Origin of the sequence: Glutamicibacter sp. 363 (assembly GCF_052379505.1) — a bacterium.
Classification (GTDB): domain Bacteria; phylum Actinomycetota; class Actinomycetes; order Actinomycetales; family Micrococcaceae; genus Glutamicibacter.
Map to the genome: position 1 here is coordinate 106,970 of NZ_JBQSYR010000014.1, position 17,766 is coordinate 124,735.

Consider the following 17,766-nt stretch of genomic DNA (forward strand, 5'->3'; position numbering starts at 1 on the left):
ATGCGCCGGGTCTGTTCCTCCGGGCCCGCGCCAACCGGTAAACTCGGGGGCGAATACAGTTCGGGTACTTCGACTGTCATTGACGGTGGTTGCGGAGCGCCCGAAGACGTTGACTGGTAAGCATCGGCTAGAGTGAAGTTTGCGTGCATTTGGCATGCATGGAGTCTTCGCACTCTGCGATGACCAACCCGATGAAAGATAAGTAAGCCGTAAAACAGTGACTGATTCCAAGAGCAACTGGACCGCAGCCGGGCACGACGTGTCCGACTCGATTGAGCTGAATCCTGAAACCGCGGTACTCGCTGCGGCCCTCAATCTTCCCTCGGGCTTCGCGCTGATCGCCGAGGACCCGGAGTATGGTCCCGCCATCTCCACCGGCATGGCCAAGGTTGAGAAGCTGCTGCGCGACGCGATCGCCAACTCCGACCCGCTGATAGATGCCACCAGCCGCCACCTTGTGGAGGCCGGCGGCAAACGTGTGCGCCCCCTGCTGGTGCTGCTCACGGCGCTGCTCGGCGAGGGCATCAACGACGAGGTCATCAAGGCCGCCGCTATCGTTGAGTTAACCCACCTGGCTACGCTGTACCACGATGACGTGATGGACTCAGCTCCCATGCGTCGCGGTGCACCGACCGCCCATGAGGTCTGGGGAAATTCTGTGGCCATCCTGGCCGGAGACCTGATCTTCGCCCGTGCGTCGGTCTTTGGCGCCGAGCTCGGTACCGAGGCGGTGAATTGGCAGGCGCGCACCTTCGAGAGGCTGTGCCTCGGCCAGCTGCACGAGTCAATCGGCCCGCGCGAAAGCGAAGACGCGATTGCCCATCACATTCAGGTGATCAGCGACAAGACCGCTTCCCTGCTGGCAACCTCCGGGGCCTATGGCGCCAACTTCGGCGGCTGCCCGCAATTTATCGATGTGCTGCGCGAGTACGGTGAAAAGGTTGGTGTCGCCTTCCAGGTAGCCGACGACGTGATTGATATTGCGTCCAAGGAAGCCGAATCGGGCAAGACTCCCGGCACGGACTTGCGCGAAGGCGTGCCGACGCTGCCAATCTTGCTGCTGCGCCAAGCAGCCGAGCACGGCGACGAAGCGGCGCAGGCGGCCGTAGCACTGGTCGAGGCGGACTTGAGCACCGATGAGGCGCTGGCGGTCGCCGTCGCGGCGGTCGCCGCGCACCCGGCCACCACCGAAGCATGGAAAGTCGCCCGCCGCTGGGCCGACGACGCCATTGCCGTACTTGCGCCACTGCCCGAGGGAACCATCAAGCAGGCGCTGATTTCCTTCGCCGATGCGGTCGTGACCCGCGAAGCCTAGTTCTACGCACCAAAGCGCTGCTTGCGATCTCAATCGGGATCGCAAGCAGCGCTTTGTTTTAATCTGCTAGGGCACTGCCGGATTTTTCGCGGCGAGCAATTGCAGGAAGAAGCAAAATGCGAGACCGAAGAACGGGGTGAGCAGCAGCGGTTCGCTAATCCCCGAGAGCTTAGCGGACAGCGCAACAGCCAACGACCCAAGAGTGATCACCAAGCACGCAAGCCGAGAAACCTTCGGAGTATTGAGCATGCCTGCGGTCGCCGCGGAAGCCAGAATAACCCACGCTATGATTAGCCAGTTCTGTGCCGCGCTGGGTGTCGCTTGAGTCATGCTCCAGAGCACGGCGCAGGAAACGAAGACCGCGAGAACGGCCAGGATCGTGGGTTTATGCGTGTCTTTACTGCGTTGCACCATCACCATCACCAAAGAGCGTAGCCGGTTTGTTCCCATAACCGTAGCCGGTGCAGGGCGCTTGGTGAAGGGGTGAAACGCAATCCTCACTCAGCGAATAATTTCCGCCTGCTGTAACCGGTTTGGGTGATCGGGCGAGCATAGCGCCGCGCGCAGCTCCCTGGCCTTCTGCGCCCGTTCGTCGACCGGGACGCGGTGGCGCAGCTGGCGGTACAGCTCGTCGTCTGCATAGCGCGGGAACACATGCTGGTGATAGTGCCAGACATGCTGATTGCCCGCAGGCTCGTTGTGCTGGCGGGTGCTGGTTCCTTCCGGATTCCACGCCAATTTCATCGCCAGGGCGACGCGCTTGGTCTCCCGCATGATGGCAGCGCCGGTTCGCTCGTCCAGGTCGTAGAGCGCTTCCAAATGCGCGGTGGGAATGATCATCACATGACCGCCGTAGTTCCCGAATCCGTCGCAGGCCATGATCGCGGCAACCAATTCGGTCTGATAAATCAGATCGCTCGGCGCGCAGAGGTTGCCTTCGCTAAATGGCTGCTCGTTGACAAGCTCGCAAAAAGGGCAGCGATATCCTGCTGGTTCATGGGAACTATGCAGCACTAGTCATCCAGTTCGGCGGCTAGTTCTTCGAAGACCCAGCTGAACAGGTCCAAGGTGAATTCGCTGAAGGTTCCTTCTTCGCTGACCCAGGTTCCCTTGGCATTATTGCGGCGGTATACGATCGGATCCGGCACGTCGAGCTGGGAGGCTTTAAAGCCCCACACGTATTTCTCTTCTTCGTCTTCGAGGAACAACAGGTAATCCCCGTCGATTTCCAGCTCTTCGGGGTCGAAGAAGAAATGGTAGGCCTCGGTGAAGTCCTCGTTATTGCCGACCGCGAGGTAGAACTCTTCGAGCACGAAAGGAATGGAAACCCCCGATTGGGCCAGCCCCTCGGCCAATTCTTCGGCGGTCAATCCGTCAGCTTCATTCCACTGGTCCTCAAGGTACTTGGGGACGAGGGAACGGAACTTTTCAAGAAACATGTCAGCCATGTCTTTATCCTATCGAGAATTAGCCCAGTTCAAGTGCGCTCAACGCGATCCACAGCTGCACGCGATCGCTGGTGACGTTCGGGTCGTACCCGGTGAGTTCAGAGATCTGCTGCATGCGATAGCGCACGGTATTGCGGTGCAAGCCCAGTGATTCCGCGACGGCGCCTACCGAGCCGTCGCGATTGAGGTATTCGCGCAGCGTCCGTTCAAGGTCGGAATCGTGAGTTGCATCAAATTTGCGAATCGGTCCCAAGGCTTCCTCGGCCAGGTCCTGCAAGGGAACATCTCGGGCGGCGAGCAACAGCGAGGTCAGCGACAACTTATTGGGCACGTTGACGCGGTCACCATGGCGCAAGGCTTCGAGAGCTTCAAAATAGCTCCACCGGATGCCCGAGGTATTCGGGTAGCGCCCGCCATATCCCACCCGTGCGGTGATACCCGCGTCATTCAGGTAGGCATCAAGTCGTCGAATCGAATGCTGCAGCTGGTTGTGTGCCACGATAATCGCCAGGCGGTCCTCGACGATTACGGAAACCTGTGAGCTCAGTTCGGCCGGCAAGGGCAGCGCCGGCAAGCGTTCGGGGTGCGTCGCGGCCTGAATCAAGATCACCGCATGCTCGCGCTTCGGATTGAGCCCCAGCGCGCCGATTCTGACCGTCGCATCGTCCCCGGCCAGCGTGCCGGCGGCCAGGTCCGCTAGCACCTGGCCGTTGGCTTGGCGTTCCGAGGCGAGCAGCCGGGCGTTGTTGGCAACCTCAAGTCCGATCAGCGACTGCGCGTATTCGATCAGAGGATCTGGCGCGTACGGCTGCGCTAGGTGCAGAATGCATTTGTCGCGGATGCCGGTGGCCACCGGCAGGCTATTCCAATCGCGTTGCTCGTCGTAGTTGCCGCTGATGCTTTCGCCATAAAGAGTCAACGCCACGTCGGTCTTCAATATCCGGGCGAGTTCATCGAGCATGGTGTCCAGATCGGAGGACAGCAATGCGCGGGTCAGCCGCTGGTGCGAGCGCAGCAGGCGTTCGAGCCGCTGCAGGTGGTCCGCGTTCAGCGCCTCGGCGATGATGCGAGTGATTGCGGCAAAGGGAATCTGATAGGGAACCTCGAAGACCGGGAGGCCGACCTCATTTGCTGTCTGCAGGATTGAGGCTGGGACATTTTTGTGGCCCAAGCCGGTGCCGAAGCCCAAGGCCACGACGTCATTCTGCGCGAGGGTCTTGACGAATTCTCGTTGGCTGGCCGTCGTCTTCTGCCGGACCCCCGTGGTGAGCACGATTTCCCGGCCGGTGAGGAAGTCTGCCGGATTGAGAAGTTCGGTGACCGCGCCCCAGGTGATTGCGGTGTCATTGGCTGCCGAATGATCGTTGAGCGGACGAAGATCCAGCTCGTCAAGGGCCAATAGGGCGCGTAGTGTGATTGCCATACGGCAATTCTATGGTGCCGCGCAAAAGTTCCCGAAAAACCCAGTTGTTCAGATTATGGACAATTTTCTTGGAGAATTGCCCATAATGTGAACCATTTGCGCTAGTTTAGTGCCATGAGCACTCCATCTTTGAAAAAGGGCGCTCCACTCGCTGAAGGCAAGCGCGAGACGTTCTCGTCGCGCAAGCTTTTTATTCTCTCGGCGATTGGTTCAGCCGTTGGTCTGGGAAACATCTGGCGTTTCCCCTATGTCGCCTACGAGAACGGTGGCGGCGCGTTCCTGATTCCCTACCTCGTCGCAATTCTCTGCGCCGGTATTCCACTGCTATTCCTGGACTATTCGATCGGCCACCGCTACCGGGGTTCGGCCCCGCTGGCATACCGCCGCGCGAGCCGCAAGGCCGAGGTGCTTGGCTGGTGGCAGGTATTGATCTGCTTCATTATCGCCATCTACTACGCGGCCATCATCGCGTGGGCAGCCATGTACTGCTGGTTCTCCCTGACGAAGGCCTGGGGCGATGACGCCGCGACCTTCTTCATGGAGGGCTTCCTCCAGGTCGCGCCGGAAGCCGGTGTCTCAATGGATATCGTGGGCGGGGTCTTCGGGCCAATGCTCGGCGTCTGGCTGGTAGCCATCATCATTATGGTTGCCGGTGTCAACAAGGGCATTTCACGTGCCAACGGCTTCATTATGCCGCTGCTCATCGTGATGTTCTTGATCCTTGTCGTCCAGTCGGTCTTCCTGCCCGGAGCAGTCGATGGCCTGAACGCCTTCTTCACTCCGAACTTCGAAGCGCTGTCGAACCCAGGGGTGTGGGCTGCGGCCTTCGGCCACATCTTCTTCTCCCTGTCTATCGCCTTCGGCATCATGGTCACCTACTCCTCGTACATGAGGCGCAAGAGCGACCTGACCGGTTCGGGCTACGTGGTGGCCTTCGCCAACTCCAGCTTCGAACTGCTTGCCGGCATTGGTGTTTTCGCGGCGCTGGGCTTCATGGCCTACAACGCGAACTCTGCGGTTTCCGATGTGGCCGCCAGCGGTATCGGCTTGGCCTTCATTGCCTTCCCAACCATCGTCTCCGCCGCGCCATTCGGCTCGGTCATCGGCGTGCTGTTCTTCGGTTCGCTGGTCTTTGCGGGGATTACCTCGTTGATCTCGATCCTTGAAGTCATCGTGGCGGCGTTCCAAGACAAGCTGGGCTGGAACCGCAAGGCCGCCACCTTGGTGGTGACCCTTCCGGTGGCGCTGATCTCGATGATTCTGTTCCCGACCACGACCGGGCTGTACCTGCTGGACACCATGGACGCATTCGTGAACCAGTTCGGCATTCTCGCCTGTGCCTTGGTGCTGATCATTGTCTTCGGCGCTGGCCTGGGCATGCTGCCGCGTCTGGCCAAGCACCTGAACCGCCACAGCTCCATCAAGCTGGGCACCGCGTGGATGGTTCTCGTCGGTGGCGTCGGCCCGGCGGCGCTTGGCTACATGCTGATCAACGAGATCCAGACCAAGATTTCCGAGCCGTATTCCGGCTACCCGGTCTGGTTCAACGGCATCTTCGGCTGGGGCATGGCAGGCGCACTGATCGTCGGTGCCGTGCTGCTCTCGCTCGTTCCATGGAGCAAGAAATCGAAGCTGAATGATCCCGAATTTGCGGAACATCAGAAAAAAGTCGAGGCAGAAGAATTGCCCGATCCAGTCGGAAAGGAGTACTAGCCATGAGCGGCATTGCAATCACCTTCATGATCATCGCCATGTTGACCATTTGGGGCGGCCTGGCGATCAGCCTAGTGAATCTCTCGCGCAATCCGGAAAAGCACGATGACGATGTCGAGCCGGCCACCACTGGCAACGAATAACCACTAGGTCACTGCCTAAAGAACTAAGCCTCCTCCTTTTCGGATATGTGTCCGGAAGGGAGGAGGCTTTTTCTCTGTGCAAGTGCACTGTGAATATGGTTCATTATTGTGCTGGTACGGGTAGAGCAATATGCCGCACGGCCATATTCTTCTAGATAGAGTCATTCCGGCATCAAGGACCGGCAATATTTTTCGAAAGGAAACACGGTGGACGTTACTTACCGCATTGAGCAGAAACGCCAGATTAATGGTGCCTTCCCAGGACCAAAGTCCCAAGCATTGAGCGCCCGCCGTGCCAAGGCGGTCGCCGCCGGCGTGGCCTCCAGCCTGCCGGTCTACGCAGCCGATGTCGATGGCGGAATAATCGTCGACGTAGACGGCAACCAGCTCATTGATCTCGGTTCTGGCATCGCGGTCACCTCCGTAGGCGCTTCCAACCCTGCGGTGGCCAAGGCCGTCGCCGAGCAGGCGGCTCGGTTCACCCACACCTGCTTCATGGTGGCCCCTTATGAGAACTACATCGAGCTGGCCGAGAAGCTTGCGGCGATCACTCCGGGCAACTTCGAGAAGCGCGCGGTATTCTTCAACTCCGGGGCCGAAGCGGTAGAAAACGCGATCAAGGTCGCTCGCGTGGCTACCGGCCGCCAGGCGGTTGTAGCCTTCGACCACGCCTACCACGGCCGCACCAACCTCACCATGGGCCTGACTGCCAAGGCGGCACCATACAAGCGCGGCTTCGGTCCGCTGGCACCGGAGATCTACCGGATGCCAATGAGCTACCCCTACCGGGAAGAGAACCCGAACATGTCCGGCAAGGAAGCAGCCGAGCGCGCGATCCTGGCCATGGAGAAGCAGATCGGCGGCGACCAGATTGCCGCGATCATCATCGAACCAATCCAGGGCGAGGGCGGCTTCATTGTCCCGGCCACCGGCTTCCTGCCGCGCCTGGTCGAGTGGGCCAAGGAAAACGGCATCGTCTTCGTTGCCGATGAAGTCCAGGCCGGCTTCGCGCGCGCTGGCGCGTGGTTTGCTTCCCAAATCGAAGGGATCGAACCCGATCTGGTGACCGTGGCCAAGGGCATTGCCGGCGGCATGCCCTTGTCGGGACTCATCGGGCGCGCAGAATTGCTCGATTCGGTGCACGGCGGCGGACTCGGCGGAACCTACGGCGGCAACCCGGTTGCCGTAGCCGCGGCGCTGGAGAGCATCAAGTTCATGGAAGAGCAGGATCTGGCCGGGCGTGCCCGCGAGATCGAAAAGCAGTTCTTCGCCCGCTTCGAAGCCCTGCAAAAGGATGTTCCGGCGCTGGGCGACGTCCGCGGCCGCGGCGCGATGGTTGCCCTCGAACTGGTCAAGGCCGGCGGCAAGGAACCAGACGCGGAACTGACCAAGAAGGTCGCCGCCGAGTGCCTGGCCCAAGGTGTGCTGATCCTCACCTGCGGCACCTACGGCAATGTGGTGCGCCTGTTGCCTCCGCTGGTCATCGGAGACGCGCTGCTGAGCGAAGCCTTTGATGTCCTGGAGGCAGCGATTCGCAAGCACGCGTAACTCGCTCAAACTCAAGTGGCCTGGTTCCAATAAACCAGGCCACTTGTGCGTTAACTAACCTGTTTTGGTTCTGGGCCGCGCCCGGTCCGCGGCGTGCGAACCATGTCGAGAATGATCAGCACAACCGCCGTCCAGACCAGCCCGAACCCGATCCAGCGCTCCACGGGCATCGATTCGCCGAAAACCAGCAGGCCGAGGATGAACTGCATGATCGGGGCCAGGAACTGCAAGGAGCCCAGGGTGCTCAGCGGCAGGCGGCGTGCGGCCCCGCCGAAAAGCAGCAGGGGCACGGCCGTGATGATGCCACTGGCGGCCAACAGGGCCAGCATCGGCAGTTCGACCCCGGTGAAGACCGAGGAGCCTTGGCTCGACGTCCAGATCAGGAAGACGCCGGCCAGGGGCGCCAGGATCAGAGTTTCCATGGTCAGCGCCCCAAGGGCGGTGCCGCTTTTCCCCACCTGGCTCTTGACCAGTCCGTAGAAGCCGAAGGAAAACGCCAAGCCCAGTGAGATCCATGGGACTCGGCCGAGGCCGAAGGTCAGAACCAGCACCGCAATCGTGGCCACGGCCAAGGCGGCCCATTGCAACCGGCTCAGTCTTTCCTTCAGGACAAGCACGCCGAGCACGATGGCGACGATGGGATTGATGAAATAGCCCAGCGATGCCTCAAGGACATGGCCGGTGAGTACCGCCACGGCATAGAGCGTCCAGTTCACCGCGATCAGCACGCTGGCCAACGCCAGACGGCTCACCGTCTGGCGATTTCTGAACATGCTGAGGAACAAGCGAATCTGCTTGGTCACGAATAGCAGCAGGGCGCAGAAAACCAGCGAGAAGACGATGCGCACGGCGACGAATTCGAAGGCGGAGATTTCCGGCAGCAAAAGGAAGTACAGGGGGAGCAGCCCCCAGACCAAATATGCGGTCGTGCCTTGGATCAGGCCAAGGGAATGTTCGGAGCGAACTGGTTTAGTGCTTCCGGAACTCATCAGTTAATCGTTTCCACTTCCACCGAGCCACCACGGGCCGCAGGCGGCGCCGTGGATCAGAGCATTGTCAGTCGATCGTATGCCCAAGGGCCGGGTACGGCCGCGCAAGGTGATGGTAGTCACGCCGCGGCTCAGGCGGGGATTAAATCACACCGGCGGGGCGCACCGTGATCCAGCTCGCACCAGGGGAGAGGGCTCCGGCGGGGAACAAACATGCCGACTTGCTCGTTCAAATACACTAGAGAGAACCGCAATGGGATTTCGAACATGGGGAGTGGACCCAAGGTGCATCAACACAACAATGGCTTCAAAACCGCGCTTTTGCTCGGTGGAATGTTTGCCCTCCTGCTGGCGCTCGGATCGCTGATTTCCTTCGGCAGCGGAAACGGCTCATTCATCTGGATCTTTGCCCTGATCGGCGTGGGCACCACCGCCTATGGCTACTGGAACAGCGACAAGATCGCCCTGCGCTCGATGCATGCCTACCCCGTCACCGAGGCGGATCAGCCAGCCATGTACCGCATCGTTCGCGAGCTGTCGATTAATGCCCAGCAGCCGATGCCTAGGCTCTACGTGTCCCCGACTACCTCGCCCAATGCCTTCGCGACCGGGCGCAACCCGCAGAACGCCGCGGTGTGCTGCACCGAGGGGATCTTGCAGCTGCTCGACGAGCGCGAGCTGCGCGGAGTGCTGGGCCACGAACTGATGCATGTGTACAACCGCGACATCCTCACCTCGTCGGTGGCGGCGGCCGTGGCCGGCGTGATCACCTCCGTCGCCCAATTCATGCTGTTCTTCGGCGGACGGGACAACCGCAACGTCAATCCGATTGCACTGATCGCGATGTCCTTGCTGGCACCGCTGGCCGCCTCGCTCATCCAGATGGCTGTGAGCCGAACCCGCGAGTTCGATGCGGACGAAGACGGCGCCAAACTCACTGGCGATCCGCTGGCGCTGGCCAGCGCCTTGCGCCGGCTTGAATCCGGGATCAGCGCCGCCCCGCTGGCCGCGCAAGACCAGAAGCTGGTGAACAGCTCGCATCTGATGATCGCGAACCCCTTCGGCTCGCGCCTGAAGCAAATGTTCTCGACTCACCCCGCCATGGACGACCGAGTCGCCCGGTTGGAAGCGATGGCCCGCGGCCACTAGCACTTCGACAGAAAATTCACCATGCAATGACAAAGCCGTTGCCAACGAACAGTTGGCAACGGCTTTGTCATTGGCACTCGGGCTGGTTCCTAGCGGAAGTTCACGAACTGGAGGTCGGCTTCCTCGAAGCCGCGCAGCAGCGTCATGGTCTCCTGCAGGTCGTCGCGGGACTTGGAGGAAACACGCAGCTCATCACCCTGAATGGTGGACTTGACGCCCTTCGGCGCTTCGTCGCGAATGAGCTTATTGATCTTCTTGGCAACGTCCTGGGCGATGCCCTCGACGATGGAGGCCTCGATGCGGTATTCCTTGCCCGAGGCATAGGGCTCGCCGGCGTCCAAGGACTTCAGCGAGATGTTGCGCTTGACCAGCTTGGACTGGAAGATGTCCAGCACAGCCTTGACGCGCTCCTCGGCGTTGGCCTTCATTAGGATCTTCTCGCCGCTGTAGTCGATCTCGGCACCGACGCCCTTGAAGTCGTATCGCTGCACGATTTCTTTCTGGGCCTGGTGCAGTGCGTTGGCGACTTCTTGGCTGTCTACCTTGCTGACGACATCAAAAGTGGAATCGCTAGCCATGTGATTTCTCCTTGGTGTTCTACGGGTCCAATTCGCTTCATAGCCTACCGGTTTAGCAGCGCGAATTTGGGCTGTGATCAGGCTTACATCAAAAATGCGCCTCCCGATTTCACAACTCCCCGAAACTCCTGTAGAGTTATTTCTCGTTCCGACGTGAACAAACGGGGCAGATTACCCGAGTGGCCAAAGGGGGCTGACTGTAAATCAGCTGGCAACGCCTTCACTGGTTCGAATCCAGTATCTGCCACAAATGACTCCCAGATCTTAGGATCTGGGAGTTTTTTGCATCCCCGGAAAAATACGCAAAAATCCCGATATTCCGGGTTTCCTCACTGCGCAAAATGTCTCTCAGCTACGTACTTGTGACCGAATTCGGCTACCGTGTAAGCATGGCAACTAAAAATGTGAGCGAAGCAGAATTCGCCCAGCTGATTGAAGACAATGACATTGTGCTCGTTGATTTTTGGGCAGCGTGGTGCGGTCCTTGCCGTCAGTTCGCGCCGGTTTATGAGCAAACTTCGGAAAAGTTCCCTGATGTTGTGTTCTCGAAGGTGGACACCGAAGCCGAACAGGGTTTGGCCCGCGCTGCCAATGTCACGTCGATTCCGACCGTGATGGCATTCCGCGAAAAGGTCCTGGTTTTCTCTCAGCCTGGTGTGCTGAATGCGGCCCAGCTCGAAGATCTAGTCACCGCAGTGAAGGGCATCGACATGTCCGAGGTGCACGCACAGATCGCCGAGGAAGGCGCGCAGGCGGAATAGTACAAAAGCTATCTGGCAACTAAAGCTTCGGGCTGCTAACGACCTCGATGATCCAACGGGGCATAGCGTGGCCCGAAGCTTTGCTTTTTCTGGCCGGAAAGCAGCAGCAGCCGAATCACGCGCTGGCGCTGTGGGGCAAAAGGCGACAACAGCTCAAGCATTGTCGAATCCTTGACGCGACGTCCGGTCAGCATCTGTCCAACAAACCCCGCCAGATGATAGTCGCCGACCGAAATGTGGTCGGGGGAGCCGTGGGAACGCTGCAAGGTTTCGGCAACCGTCCAAGGTCCGATGCCGGGCATGGCCAGCAACGCAGCTTCCAGAGTGCCCGCGCCGCTAGCCTGCGGCTTCTTCTCACCCAGTTCGAAGGCGGCCCACCATTCCAATCGGCTCGCGGCGAACGCTAGCCTGCTCAGCGTCTGCGCCCGCTGATCCTCAACCCGGGCGCTTTGCCAATCCCAGCGTTTGAGCGAAGCGATTTGTTCCGGGCGCGGAAAAAGCCGCAGCCCCTCGGGCGCCGGGCCGGGTGCGGTTCTTCCATGGTGCCGGATCAGCCAGCGCCAAGCATGATTTGCTTCGATCCCGGTGACGCGTTGTTCCAGCACCGCACCGGCGGCATGCTCGAAGATCCGGTGGGTCCGCGGCAGCACCATATCCCGATGATCCCTGCGCTGGCGCTGCACTAGTTCGGGCAGGGTGGCGAAGAAACCCGGCTCATCGAAGCGCGCCCAATCGTCCTGGCTGCCCAAGAGCTCCGGCGCGTATTCGATGGCCCACCGCGCACCCGGTCCCCACGCGTCGAACCGAGCGACGCCATTAATCGACGGTTTAAAGATGTGCAGCGTCGCATCGCCCTGCGGCGTCGCAAAGGCCAACCAGGCCTCCGTGGCCGACAGTCGGATGGTCGGGTCGCCGAGGCCGCGACGCAGAATCCCCAAGGACTTCGGCAAATTGACCGGACGTTGCGGGTCGTGGGTGCTGCTGATCGCCGCGGTGTGCACGCTCTGTACCTCTTCCCCTGTTCGGGCCTCTCGCTAACATTTCGCGCCAGCGATGGCTACTGGATGACGCTAAGCTACGAGTGGCCACGACATGTGTGTCATCCGCCGGTAAAGTTCTTGACATGAAGTATGCGTCTACAGTTCTAGATCTGATTGGCAACACGCCACTTGTCAAACTCAATCGCGTGACCGACGGTATCAAAGCCACCGTGCTGGTCAAGCTCGAATACCTGAATCCGGGCGGATCCATCAAGGATCGCATCTCCCTGAAAATGGTTGAGCGTGCGGAGCAAAGCGGCGAGTTGAAGGCCGGCGGAACTATTGTCGAACCTACCAGTGGCAACACCGGTGTCGGGCTGGCGATGGTCGGACAGCTGAAGGGCTACAACACCATCTTCGTCACCCCGGACAAGGTCGGCGAGGAAAAGCGCGATGTGCTGCGCGCTTATGGAGCCGAAGTCGTCGTGACGCCAACGGCAGTAGCCCCGGAATCCCCTGAGTCCTACTACGGTGTCTCGGATCGCCTGGTCCGCGAGATCGATGGCGCATACAAGCCAGACCAGTTCTCCAATCCCGGAGCCCCGGAAAGCCACTTCGAGTCGACCGGCCCGGAAATCTGGAACGATACCGACGGCAAGCTCACCCACGTGGTGATCGGTGCGGGCACCGGCGGCACCATCACCGGTACCGGACGCTACCTCAAGAAGATTTCCGCCGATCGTGCCGCTGGTCCGGTCAAGGTCATCGCCGCGGACCCGGACGGTTCGGTCTACTCCGGCGGCACCGGCCGCCCGTTCTTCGTCGAAGGCGTCGGCGAGGATATGTGGCCGGGCAACTACGATCCTGCGGTGCCCGATGCTGTCGAGGCGGTCAAGGATGCCGACTCCTTCGAGATGACTCGCCGGCTGGCTCGCGAGGAGGGACTGCTGCTGGGCGGTTCATCCGGGATGGCCATCGTGGCGGCGCTGCGCGTGGCCAAGGACCTGAGCGAAGACGACGTCGTGGTGGTCATCGCACCCGATGGCGGCCGCGGCTACCTGGCGAAGATCTTCAATGACTCCTGGATGCTCACCCAGGGTTTCACCGGCGAGGCGGACTCCGAGCTGGTGGGCATAGCCCGCGCGCTGGCTACTCAGCCGCAGCCGACCGTGGCACCCGAGACCACCCTGTCCCAGGCCGCCGCGGCGCTGCGCGAGTCCGGTGCCGAAGCGCTGGTCGTGGCCACCGTCCAGCTGCCCGCCCGGATCGGCGAAATCCGCGGGGTCATCGGCGCGGCGGCCATCACCGACGCGCTCCTGGCCGGCGCCGCGGCCACCAGCGAGCTGGCAGAGCTCGAGCAGCTGGCCATCCCGCTGCTCGGTGTGGGTGAAGATCTCGCCCGTGCCCAAGAAATGCTGGCCGTGCACCCGGCGGTTCTGCTGACGCACGGCGGAGACGTTGTCGCCGCGCTATCGGCGTCGGACCTGCTGGCCTACGTCACCCGCTAAAGAATTCCACCTCAAGGACAGGAACGTCATGACCGAAAATACCCAAGGATCAAATACTCGTTTCGTACACGCCGGGCAGGAATTTGAACCGGTGACCGGCGCGGTTGTTCCGCCGCTGCACTTCTCCTCGACCTATGCGCAGGAAGCGATCGGCAAATTGCGCAATGGCTATGAATATGGCCGCGGCACCAACCCAACCCGTGATTCGCTCCAGGCGCAGCTGGCCGGAGCCGAATTCGGCAAGCACGCCTTTTCCTTCAGCTCGGGCCTGGCGGCCGAGGACTCCTTGATCCGCGCGATCCTGCGCCCGGGGGACCACATCGTATTGGGCAACGACGCCTACGGTGGAACCTTCCGCCTGATCGACCGCGTGCTCGGCGCCTGGGGCATCGGCAACACCCCGGTGGACATGTCCGACGAGCAGGCCTTGACCGCCGCGATCGAAAAGAGCAAGGCGAAGCTGGTCTGGGTCGAGACCCCGTCGAACCCGATGATGAAGATCACCGATATCTCCCGGGTCGCGCAGATCGCCCACGCGGCTGGCGCGCTGCTGGTTGTCGACAACACCTTCGCCAGCCCTTTCCTGCAGCAGCCGCTGACCCACGGTGCGGATATCGTCGTCCATTCCACCACCAAGTACATCGGCGGGCACTCAGATGTTGTTGGCGGCGCGATCATCGTGAACGACGACGAGCTGGCCGAGAAGATCGGTTTCATCCAGTTCGCCGTGGGCGCCGTATCAGGCCCGATGGACGCATTCCTGACCACCCGCGGTTTGAAGACCCTGGGCGTGCGCATGCGCACCCATAGCGAGAATGCGGCCCAGGTCGCTGCCTGGCTGCGCGAACGCAAGGAAGTGGAGCGCGTGCTCTACCCGGGCTTCGCCGATCACGCCGGCCATGAGATCGCCAAGAAGCAGATGAGCGGTTTTGGCGGCATGGTGTCGGTGCAGTTCGCCGGCGGCGAGGCCGCCGCGCGGAAGATTGCCGAAAGCACGAAGCTCTTCACCCTGGCCGAGTCGCTCGGCGGCATCGAATCGCTGATGAACTACCCATCGGAGATGACTCACGCTTCGGTCAAGGGCACCGAGCTGGCCGTCCCGGTGAATTTGCTTCGACTCTCGGTGGGTATCGAAGATGCCGCCGACTTGATCGATGATCTGGAGCGCGCCTTCACGGCGCTGTAAGCAGAAAAACACCGCGGGACTCGTAGCCACTTGGGTTGCGAGTCCCGCGGTGTTTAACCGGGCCGTCGACTATTTCTGTTTGGGCTTTGGCGAGACGAGTTTAAAATACTTGATGCTTGCCGGGGTCCACATCAGCAGCACCGCGACGAGCACCACGGCCGCAAGAATCGCATAGCGTCCCATGCGCAGCAGGGTCGGCAGCGCCGCGATCAGTCCGATCCAGGTCAACTGGGCACGTGCCGAGCGTTCGCCCTTCCACAGGCGTATGGCCAAGAGGCAGAACGCAATCCCGGCCACCGCCAGCAGGGCGACGAGAGCCAGCGGCCCCAGGTCCAGGGACCGGCCAGTCCAGGTATCGAAGAATAGATTGGCTGCGAAGCCCAAGAAGAGCACTCCGGCCAAAATCCAAACGAACCGGGAGATGCGTAGCGCACCGGGGGTCGACACGTCTGTAAGTGAGGGATTCGCGGGCTTTTTCACGTCTTCCAGCCTAGCGTTCCGGGGATGGTTTTGGGTCCTCTGCGTCGCGGTGCCTGAACTCACACGGCTCTCGCCCTGACAAATGGCCCCTGATGTCGATAGTATTAGGTGTTCGCGAACATCAGGGTTTCCTTGCATCTCGCCCAATTTTTGAGGCTAGAGCCTTCTCGTGTTGTATTTCTTCCGCCAAGTGTGAGCGCGGTTTTTATGTCATAGGGGAGCGCTTGATGAGCGTGAGTAGTTTTTTTACTGTGTAGCCTATGCGTCGTTCTTTCTTTTGGGGACGGGTAGGCCTTCCCCCAAACGAATGAGGTAATTCTTCGTGTCATCTGACATGCCCGTAAACACCAATGACGAAAAGACCACCGAAGAGCCGACCGTGCTCTTCAGCGAACTTGGTCTTGACGCCCGAGTGCTTGCAGCACTGGCCGACCTCGGCTACGAGAAGCCATCGCCAATCCAGGCCGCCACCATCCCACTGCTTCTTGAAGGCCGTGACGTTGTTGGTTTGGCTCAGACCGGTACCGGTAAGACCGCGGCGTTCGCGCTGCCGGCACTGTCCCGCATGGCCGAGCTTGCTGACCTCAACGGTCCAGCTCGCACCCCGCAGATCCTGGTTCTGGCTCCAACCCGCGAGCTAGCCCTCCAGGTTGCTGAAGCTTTCACTTCCTACGCCAAGTACCTCAGCGACTTCACCGTCCTGCCGGTATACGGCGGCTCCCCATACGGCCCACAGCTCAACGGCCTGCGCCGCGGTGCACAGGTTGTTGTTGGTACCCCAGGTCGTGTCATCGACCACATCAACAAGGGTTCCCTGGACCTGTCCAACCTCCAGTACGTTGTCTTGGACGAGGCCGACGAAATGCTTCGCATGGGCTTCGCCGAAGAGGTCGACAAGATCTTGGAGTCGACCCCGGCCGACAAGCAGGTTGCACTCTTCTCCGCAACCATGCCACGCACCATTCGTCGTATCGCTGCGGAATACCTGCGCAACCCACAGGAAGTTTCCGTCAAGTCGACCACCTCGACCGGCACCAACATCACCCAGCGTTACCTGCAGGTTATGGGTGCCCACAAGCTGGACGCCATGACCCGTATCCTCGAATCCGAGGAATTCGAAGGCGTTATCGCCTTCGTGCGCACCAAGATGGCTACCGAAGATCTTGCCGACAAGCTGAAGGCACGTGGCTTCACCGCCGCCGCCATCAACGGTGATATCCCGCAGCAGCAGCGTGAGCGCACCGTCGAGAACCTGCGTTCGGGCAAGATCGATATCTTGGTCGCAACCGACGTGGCCGCTCGTGGCCTTGACGTGGAACGCATCTCCCACGTCATCAACTACGACATCCCACACGACACCGAGTCCTACGTGCACCGTATTGGCCGTACCGGCCGTGCAGGGCGCAAGGGCGACGCGATCCTCTTCATGACCCCACGCGAGAAGTACCTGCTGCGTGCCATCGAGAAGGCTACCCGCCAGCCGGTGACCCAGATGCAGCTTCCTTCCCTGGACTCGGTCAACGACCGTCGCATCCAGCGTTTCATTGATCGTATCGACCAGACCATCAGTGGCCAGGATCTGACTACCTTCCGTGAAATCGTGGAGCGTTTCGCCAGCGAGCACGAAGACCTGGATCAGCTGGAAATCGCTGCCGCACTGGCACTGATGGCTCAGGGCGGTCGTCCACTGCTGATGACCGAACCAGTCATCCCACCATCGAAGAAGGCCCGCATGGACCGCGAAGGCGGACGTGAGGGTGGCCGTGACGGAGCCCGTCGCGAACCACGTGAGCGCGGTGCTCGCAAGACTGCAGCCGAGGGCAACGCCATGTACCGTCTGGCCGTTGGCCGTCGTAACCGCGTTCAGCCAGGCTCGATCGTCGGCGCACTGGCAAACGAGGGTGGCTTCAACTCCTCCGAAATCGGTGGCATTGATATCCGTTCGGATCACACCCTGGTCGAATTGCCAGCAGAGCTGAGCAAGGACCAGTGGCGTGCACTGTCCAAGACGCGCATTGGCGGCGAAGCTATCGACCTGGAGCTCGACAACGGTCGCAGCCCAGCCGAAGATTCGGATCGCGGTGGCTACGGCGACCGTAAGCGTTCCGGTGGCTTCGGTGGCGGACGCTCCGGAGGCTTCGGCGGCGGACGCGGTGGCGAAAAGCGCGGCGGCTTCGGCGGCGGTGGCGGACGTGGCGGCAAGAGCCGTTTCGGCGATTCGGGCCGTAGCGGCGGACGTCGCGACTACTAAGCACTAGATACAGAAGCACTCTCTTGAGCCGTGAATACGGCTCGGGAGGGTGCTTTTGTTTAACCCTGATGCCTCGCCCTGTCGACTTGGAATTTGTCGAGAAGCGGCAGCCAATTCCCGGGGCGCTCGTGCAACCATGCGGGCGCACAGCGAATACGGCGCGGTGCATGCAGACACTCGTGGTGTCTGCATGCTAGACGGAGGACTCGCAGTGGCGTTGTTCATTCTCGCTGGTGCTTCGGCAGGTGGATGACCGGTGGGGTCGTGTCCCGGACTACTCCGGTGGCCGGGGGC

The 17,766-nt window shown here is 60.9% G+C and carries 17 protein-coding genes and 1 tRNA gene; 10 read left to right on the plus strand and 8 right to left on the minus strand.

Going from position 1 to position 17,766, the window contains the following annotated elements; all coding sequences use genetic code 11:
* The first annotated feature begins 217 nt into the window (after window positions 1-217).
* Window positions 218-1,315, plus strand: coding sequence for a polyprenyl synthetase family protein (locus tag ACT3UA_RS10365; protein WP_096283496.1), 1,098 nt, complete (start codon window positions 218-220; stop codon window positions 1,313-1,315).
* A gap of 66 nt (window positions 1,316-1,381) precedes the next feature.
* Here ACT3UA_RS10365 and ACT3UA_RS10370 read toward each other — a convergent pair whose 3' ends face one another.
* The 4 genes from ACT3UA_RS10370 to ACT3UA_RS10385 form a co-directional block, all read right to left on the minus strand.
* Window positions 1,382-1,729 (minus strand): hypothetical protein, encoded by a 348-nt coding sequence (locus ACT3UA_RS10370; protein WP_141393446.1) that lies wholly within the window; start codon window positions 1,727-1,729, stop codon window positions 1,382-1,384.
* 87 nt (window positions 1,730-1,816) lie between these two features.
* Window positions 1,817-2,329: an HIT family protein gene (locus ACT3UA_RS10375; protein WP_096283500.1), complete on the minus strand. Its 513-nt coding sequence runs from the start codon at window positions 2,327-2,329 to the stop codon at window positions 1,817-1,819.
* Complete coding sequence (locus tag ACT3UA_RS10380; RefSeq protein WP_096283502.1) at window positions 2,329-2,763, minus strand: hypothetical protein; 435 nt, start codon at window positions 2,761-2,763, stop codon at window positions 2,329-2,331. Before ACT3UA_RS10380 ends, ACT3UA_RS10375 begins: the two co-directional genes overlap by 1 nt.
* 19 nt (window positions 2,764-2,782) lie before the next feature.
* Complete coding sequence (locus tag ACT3UA_RS10385) at window positions 2,783-4,186, minus strand: PucR family transcriptional regulator (RefSeq protein WP_096283504.1); 1,404 nt, start codon at window positions 4,184-4,186, stop codon at window positions 2,783-2,785.
* A 114-nt stretch (window positions 4,187-4,300) separates the two neighbouring features.
* On the opposite strand from ACT3UA_RS10385, the gene ACT3UA_RS10390 reads away from it, so the two are divergent.
* The 3 genes from ACT3UA_RS10390 to gabT all read left to right on the plus strand — a co-directional run bounded on the left by ACT3UA_RS10390 (window position 4,301) and on the right by gabT (window position 7,590).
* Entirely contained in the window at window positions 4,301-5,899 is a 1,599-nt protein-coding gene (locus tag ACT3UA_RS10390; RefSeq protein ID WP_096283506.1) for a sodium-dependent transporter, read from the plus strand.
* Window positions 5,900-5,901: 2 nt separating this feature from the next.
* On the plus strand, window positions 5,902-6,042 hold the full coding sequence (locus tag ACT3UA_RS10395) for a methionine/alanine import family NSS transporter small subunit (RefSeq protein WP_096283508.1): 141 nt from the start codon (window positions 5,902-5,904) through the stop codon (window positions 6,040-6,042).
* A 207-nt stretch (window positions 6,043-6,249) separates the two neighbouring features.
* Window positions 6,250-7,590 (plus strand): 4-aminobutyrate--2-oxoglutarate transaminase, encoded by a 1,341-nt coding sequence (gene gabT, locus ACT3UA_RS10400; protein WP_096283510.1) that lies wholly within the window; start codon window positions 6,250-6,252, stop codon window positions 7,588-7,590.
* A gap of 50 nt (window positions 7,591-7,640) precedes the next feature.
* On the opposite strand, the gene rarD is transcribed toward gabT, so the two are convergent.
* Window positions 7,641-8,579 carry an EamA family transporter RarD gene (gene rarD / locus ACT3UA_RS10405; protein ID WP_096283512.1) on the minus strand — a complete coding sequence of 313 codons (939 nt, stop codon included), beginning with the start codon at window positions 8,577-8,579 and terminating at the stop codon, window positions 7,641-7,643.
* A 285-nt stretch (window positions 8,580-8,864) separates the two neighbouring features.
* Between rarD and htpX the strand changes: the two genes are divergently transcribed.
* Window positions 8,865-9,728 carry a zinc metalloprotease HtpX gene (gene htpX, locus ACT3UA_RS10410; protein WP_096283568.1) on the plus strand — a complete coding sequence of 288 codons (864 nt, stop codon included), beginning with the start codon at window positions 8,865-8,867 and terminating at the stop codon, window positions 9,726-9,728.
* An 89-nt stretch (window positions 9,729-9,817) separates the two neighbouring features.
* Here htpX and ACT3UA_RS10415 read toward each other — a convergent pair whose 3' ends face one another.
* Complete coding sequence (locus tag ACT3UA_RS10415) at window positions 9,818-10,306, minus strand: YajQ family cyclic di-GMP-binding protein (RefSeq protein WP_096283514.1); 489 nt, start codon at window positions 10,304-10,306, stop codon at window positions 9,818-9,820.
* A 165-nt stretch (window positions 10,307-10,471) separates the two neighbouring features.
* Here ACT3UA_RS10415 and ACT3UA_RS10420 point away from each other — a divergent pair.
* Window positions 10,472-10,553 (plus strand) — tRNA-Tyr (locus ACT3UA_RS10420).
* Window positions 10,554-10,695: 142 nt separating this feature from the next.
* Window positions 10,696-11,067 carry a thioredoxin family protein gene (locus ACT3UA_RS10425; RefSeq protein ID WP_096283570.1) on the plus strand — a complete coding sequence of 124 codons (372 nt, stop codon included), beginning with the start codon at window positions 10,696-10,698 and terminating at the stop codon, window positions 11,065-11,067.
* A 35-nt stretch (window positions 11,068-11,102) separates the two neighbouring features.
* On the opposite strand, the gene ACT3UA_RS10430 is transcribed toward ACT3UA_RS10425, so the two are convergent.
* Window positions 11,103-12,068 carry a DNA-3-methyladenine glycosylase family protein gene (locus ACT3UA_RS10430; RefSeq protein ID WP_096283516.1) on the minus strand — a complete coding sequence of 322 codons (966 nt, stop codon included), beginning with the start codon at window positions 12,066-12,068 and terminating at the stop codon, window positions 11,103-11,105.
* A gap of 122 nt (window positions 12,069-12,190) precedes the next feature.
* Between ACT3UA_RS10430 and ACT3UA_RS10435 the strand changes: the two genes are divergently transcribed.
* Both ACT3UA_RS10435 and ACT3UA_RS10440 read left to right on the plus strand, forming a co-directional pair.
* Window positions 12,191-13,555, plus strand: coding sequence for a pyridoxal-phosphate dependent enzyme (locus tag ACT3UA_RS10435; protein ID WP_096283518.1), 1,365 nt, complete (start codon window positions 12,191-12,193; stop codon window positions 13,553-13,555).
* A 28-nt stretch (window positions 13,556-13,583) separates the two neighbouring features.
* A complete protein-coding gene (locus ACT3UA_RS10440; protein WP_096283520.1) occupies window positions 13,584-14,741 on the plus strand; it encodes a cystathionine gamma-synthase in 1,158 nt (385 codons plus the stop codon).
* Window positions 14,742-14,810: 69 nt separating this feature from the next.
* On the opposite strand, the gene ACT3UA_RS10445 is transcribed toward ACT3UA_RS10440, so the two are convergent.
* Window positions 14,811-15,221, minus strand: a complete 411-nt coding sequence (locus ACT3UA_RS10445; RefSeq protein WP_141393447.1) for a hypothetical protein — start codon at window positions 15,219-15,221, stop codon at window positions 14,811-14,813.
* A 334-nt stretch (window positions 15,222-15,555) separates the two neighbouring features.
* On the opposite strand from ACT3UA_RS10445, the gene ACT3UA_RS10450 reads away from it, so the two are divergent.
* Window positions 15,556-17,472, plus strand: coding sequence for a DEAD/DEAH box helicase (locus ACT3UA_RS10450; protein WP_096283524.1), 1,917 nt, complete (start codon window positions 15,556-15,558; stop codon window positions 17,470-17,472).
* Window positions 17,473-17,766: the final 294 nt, after the last annotated feature.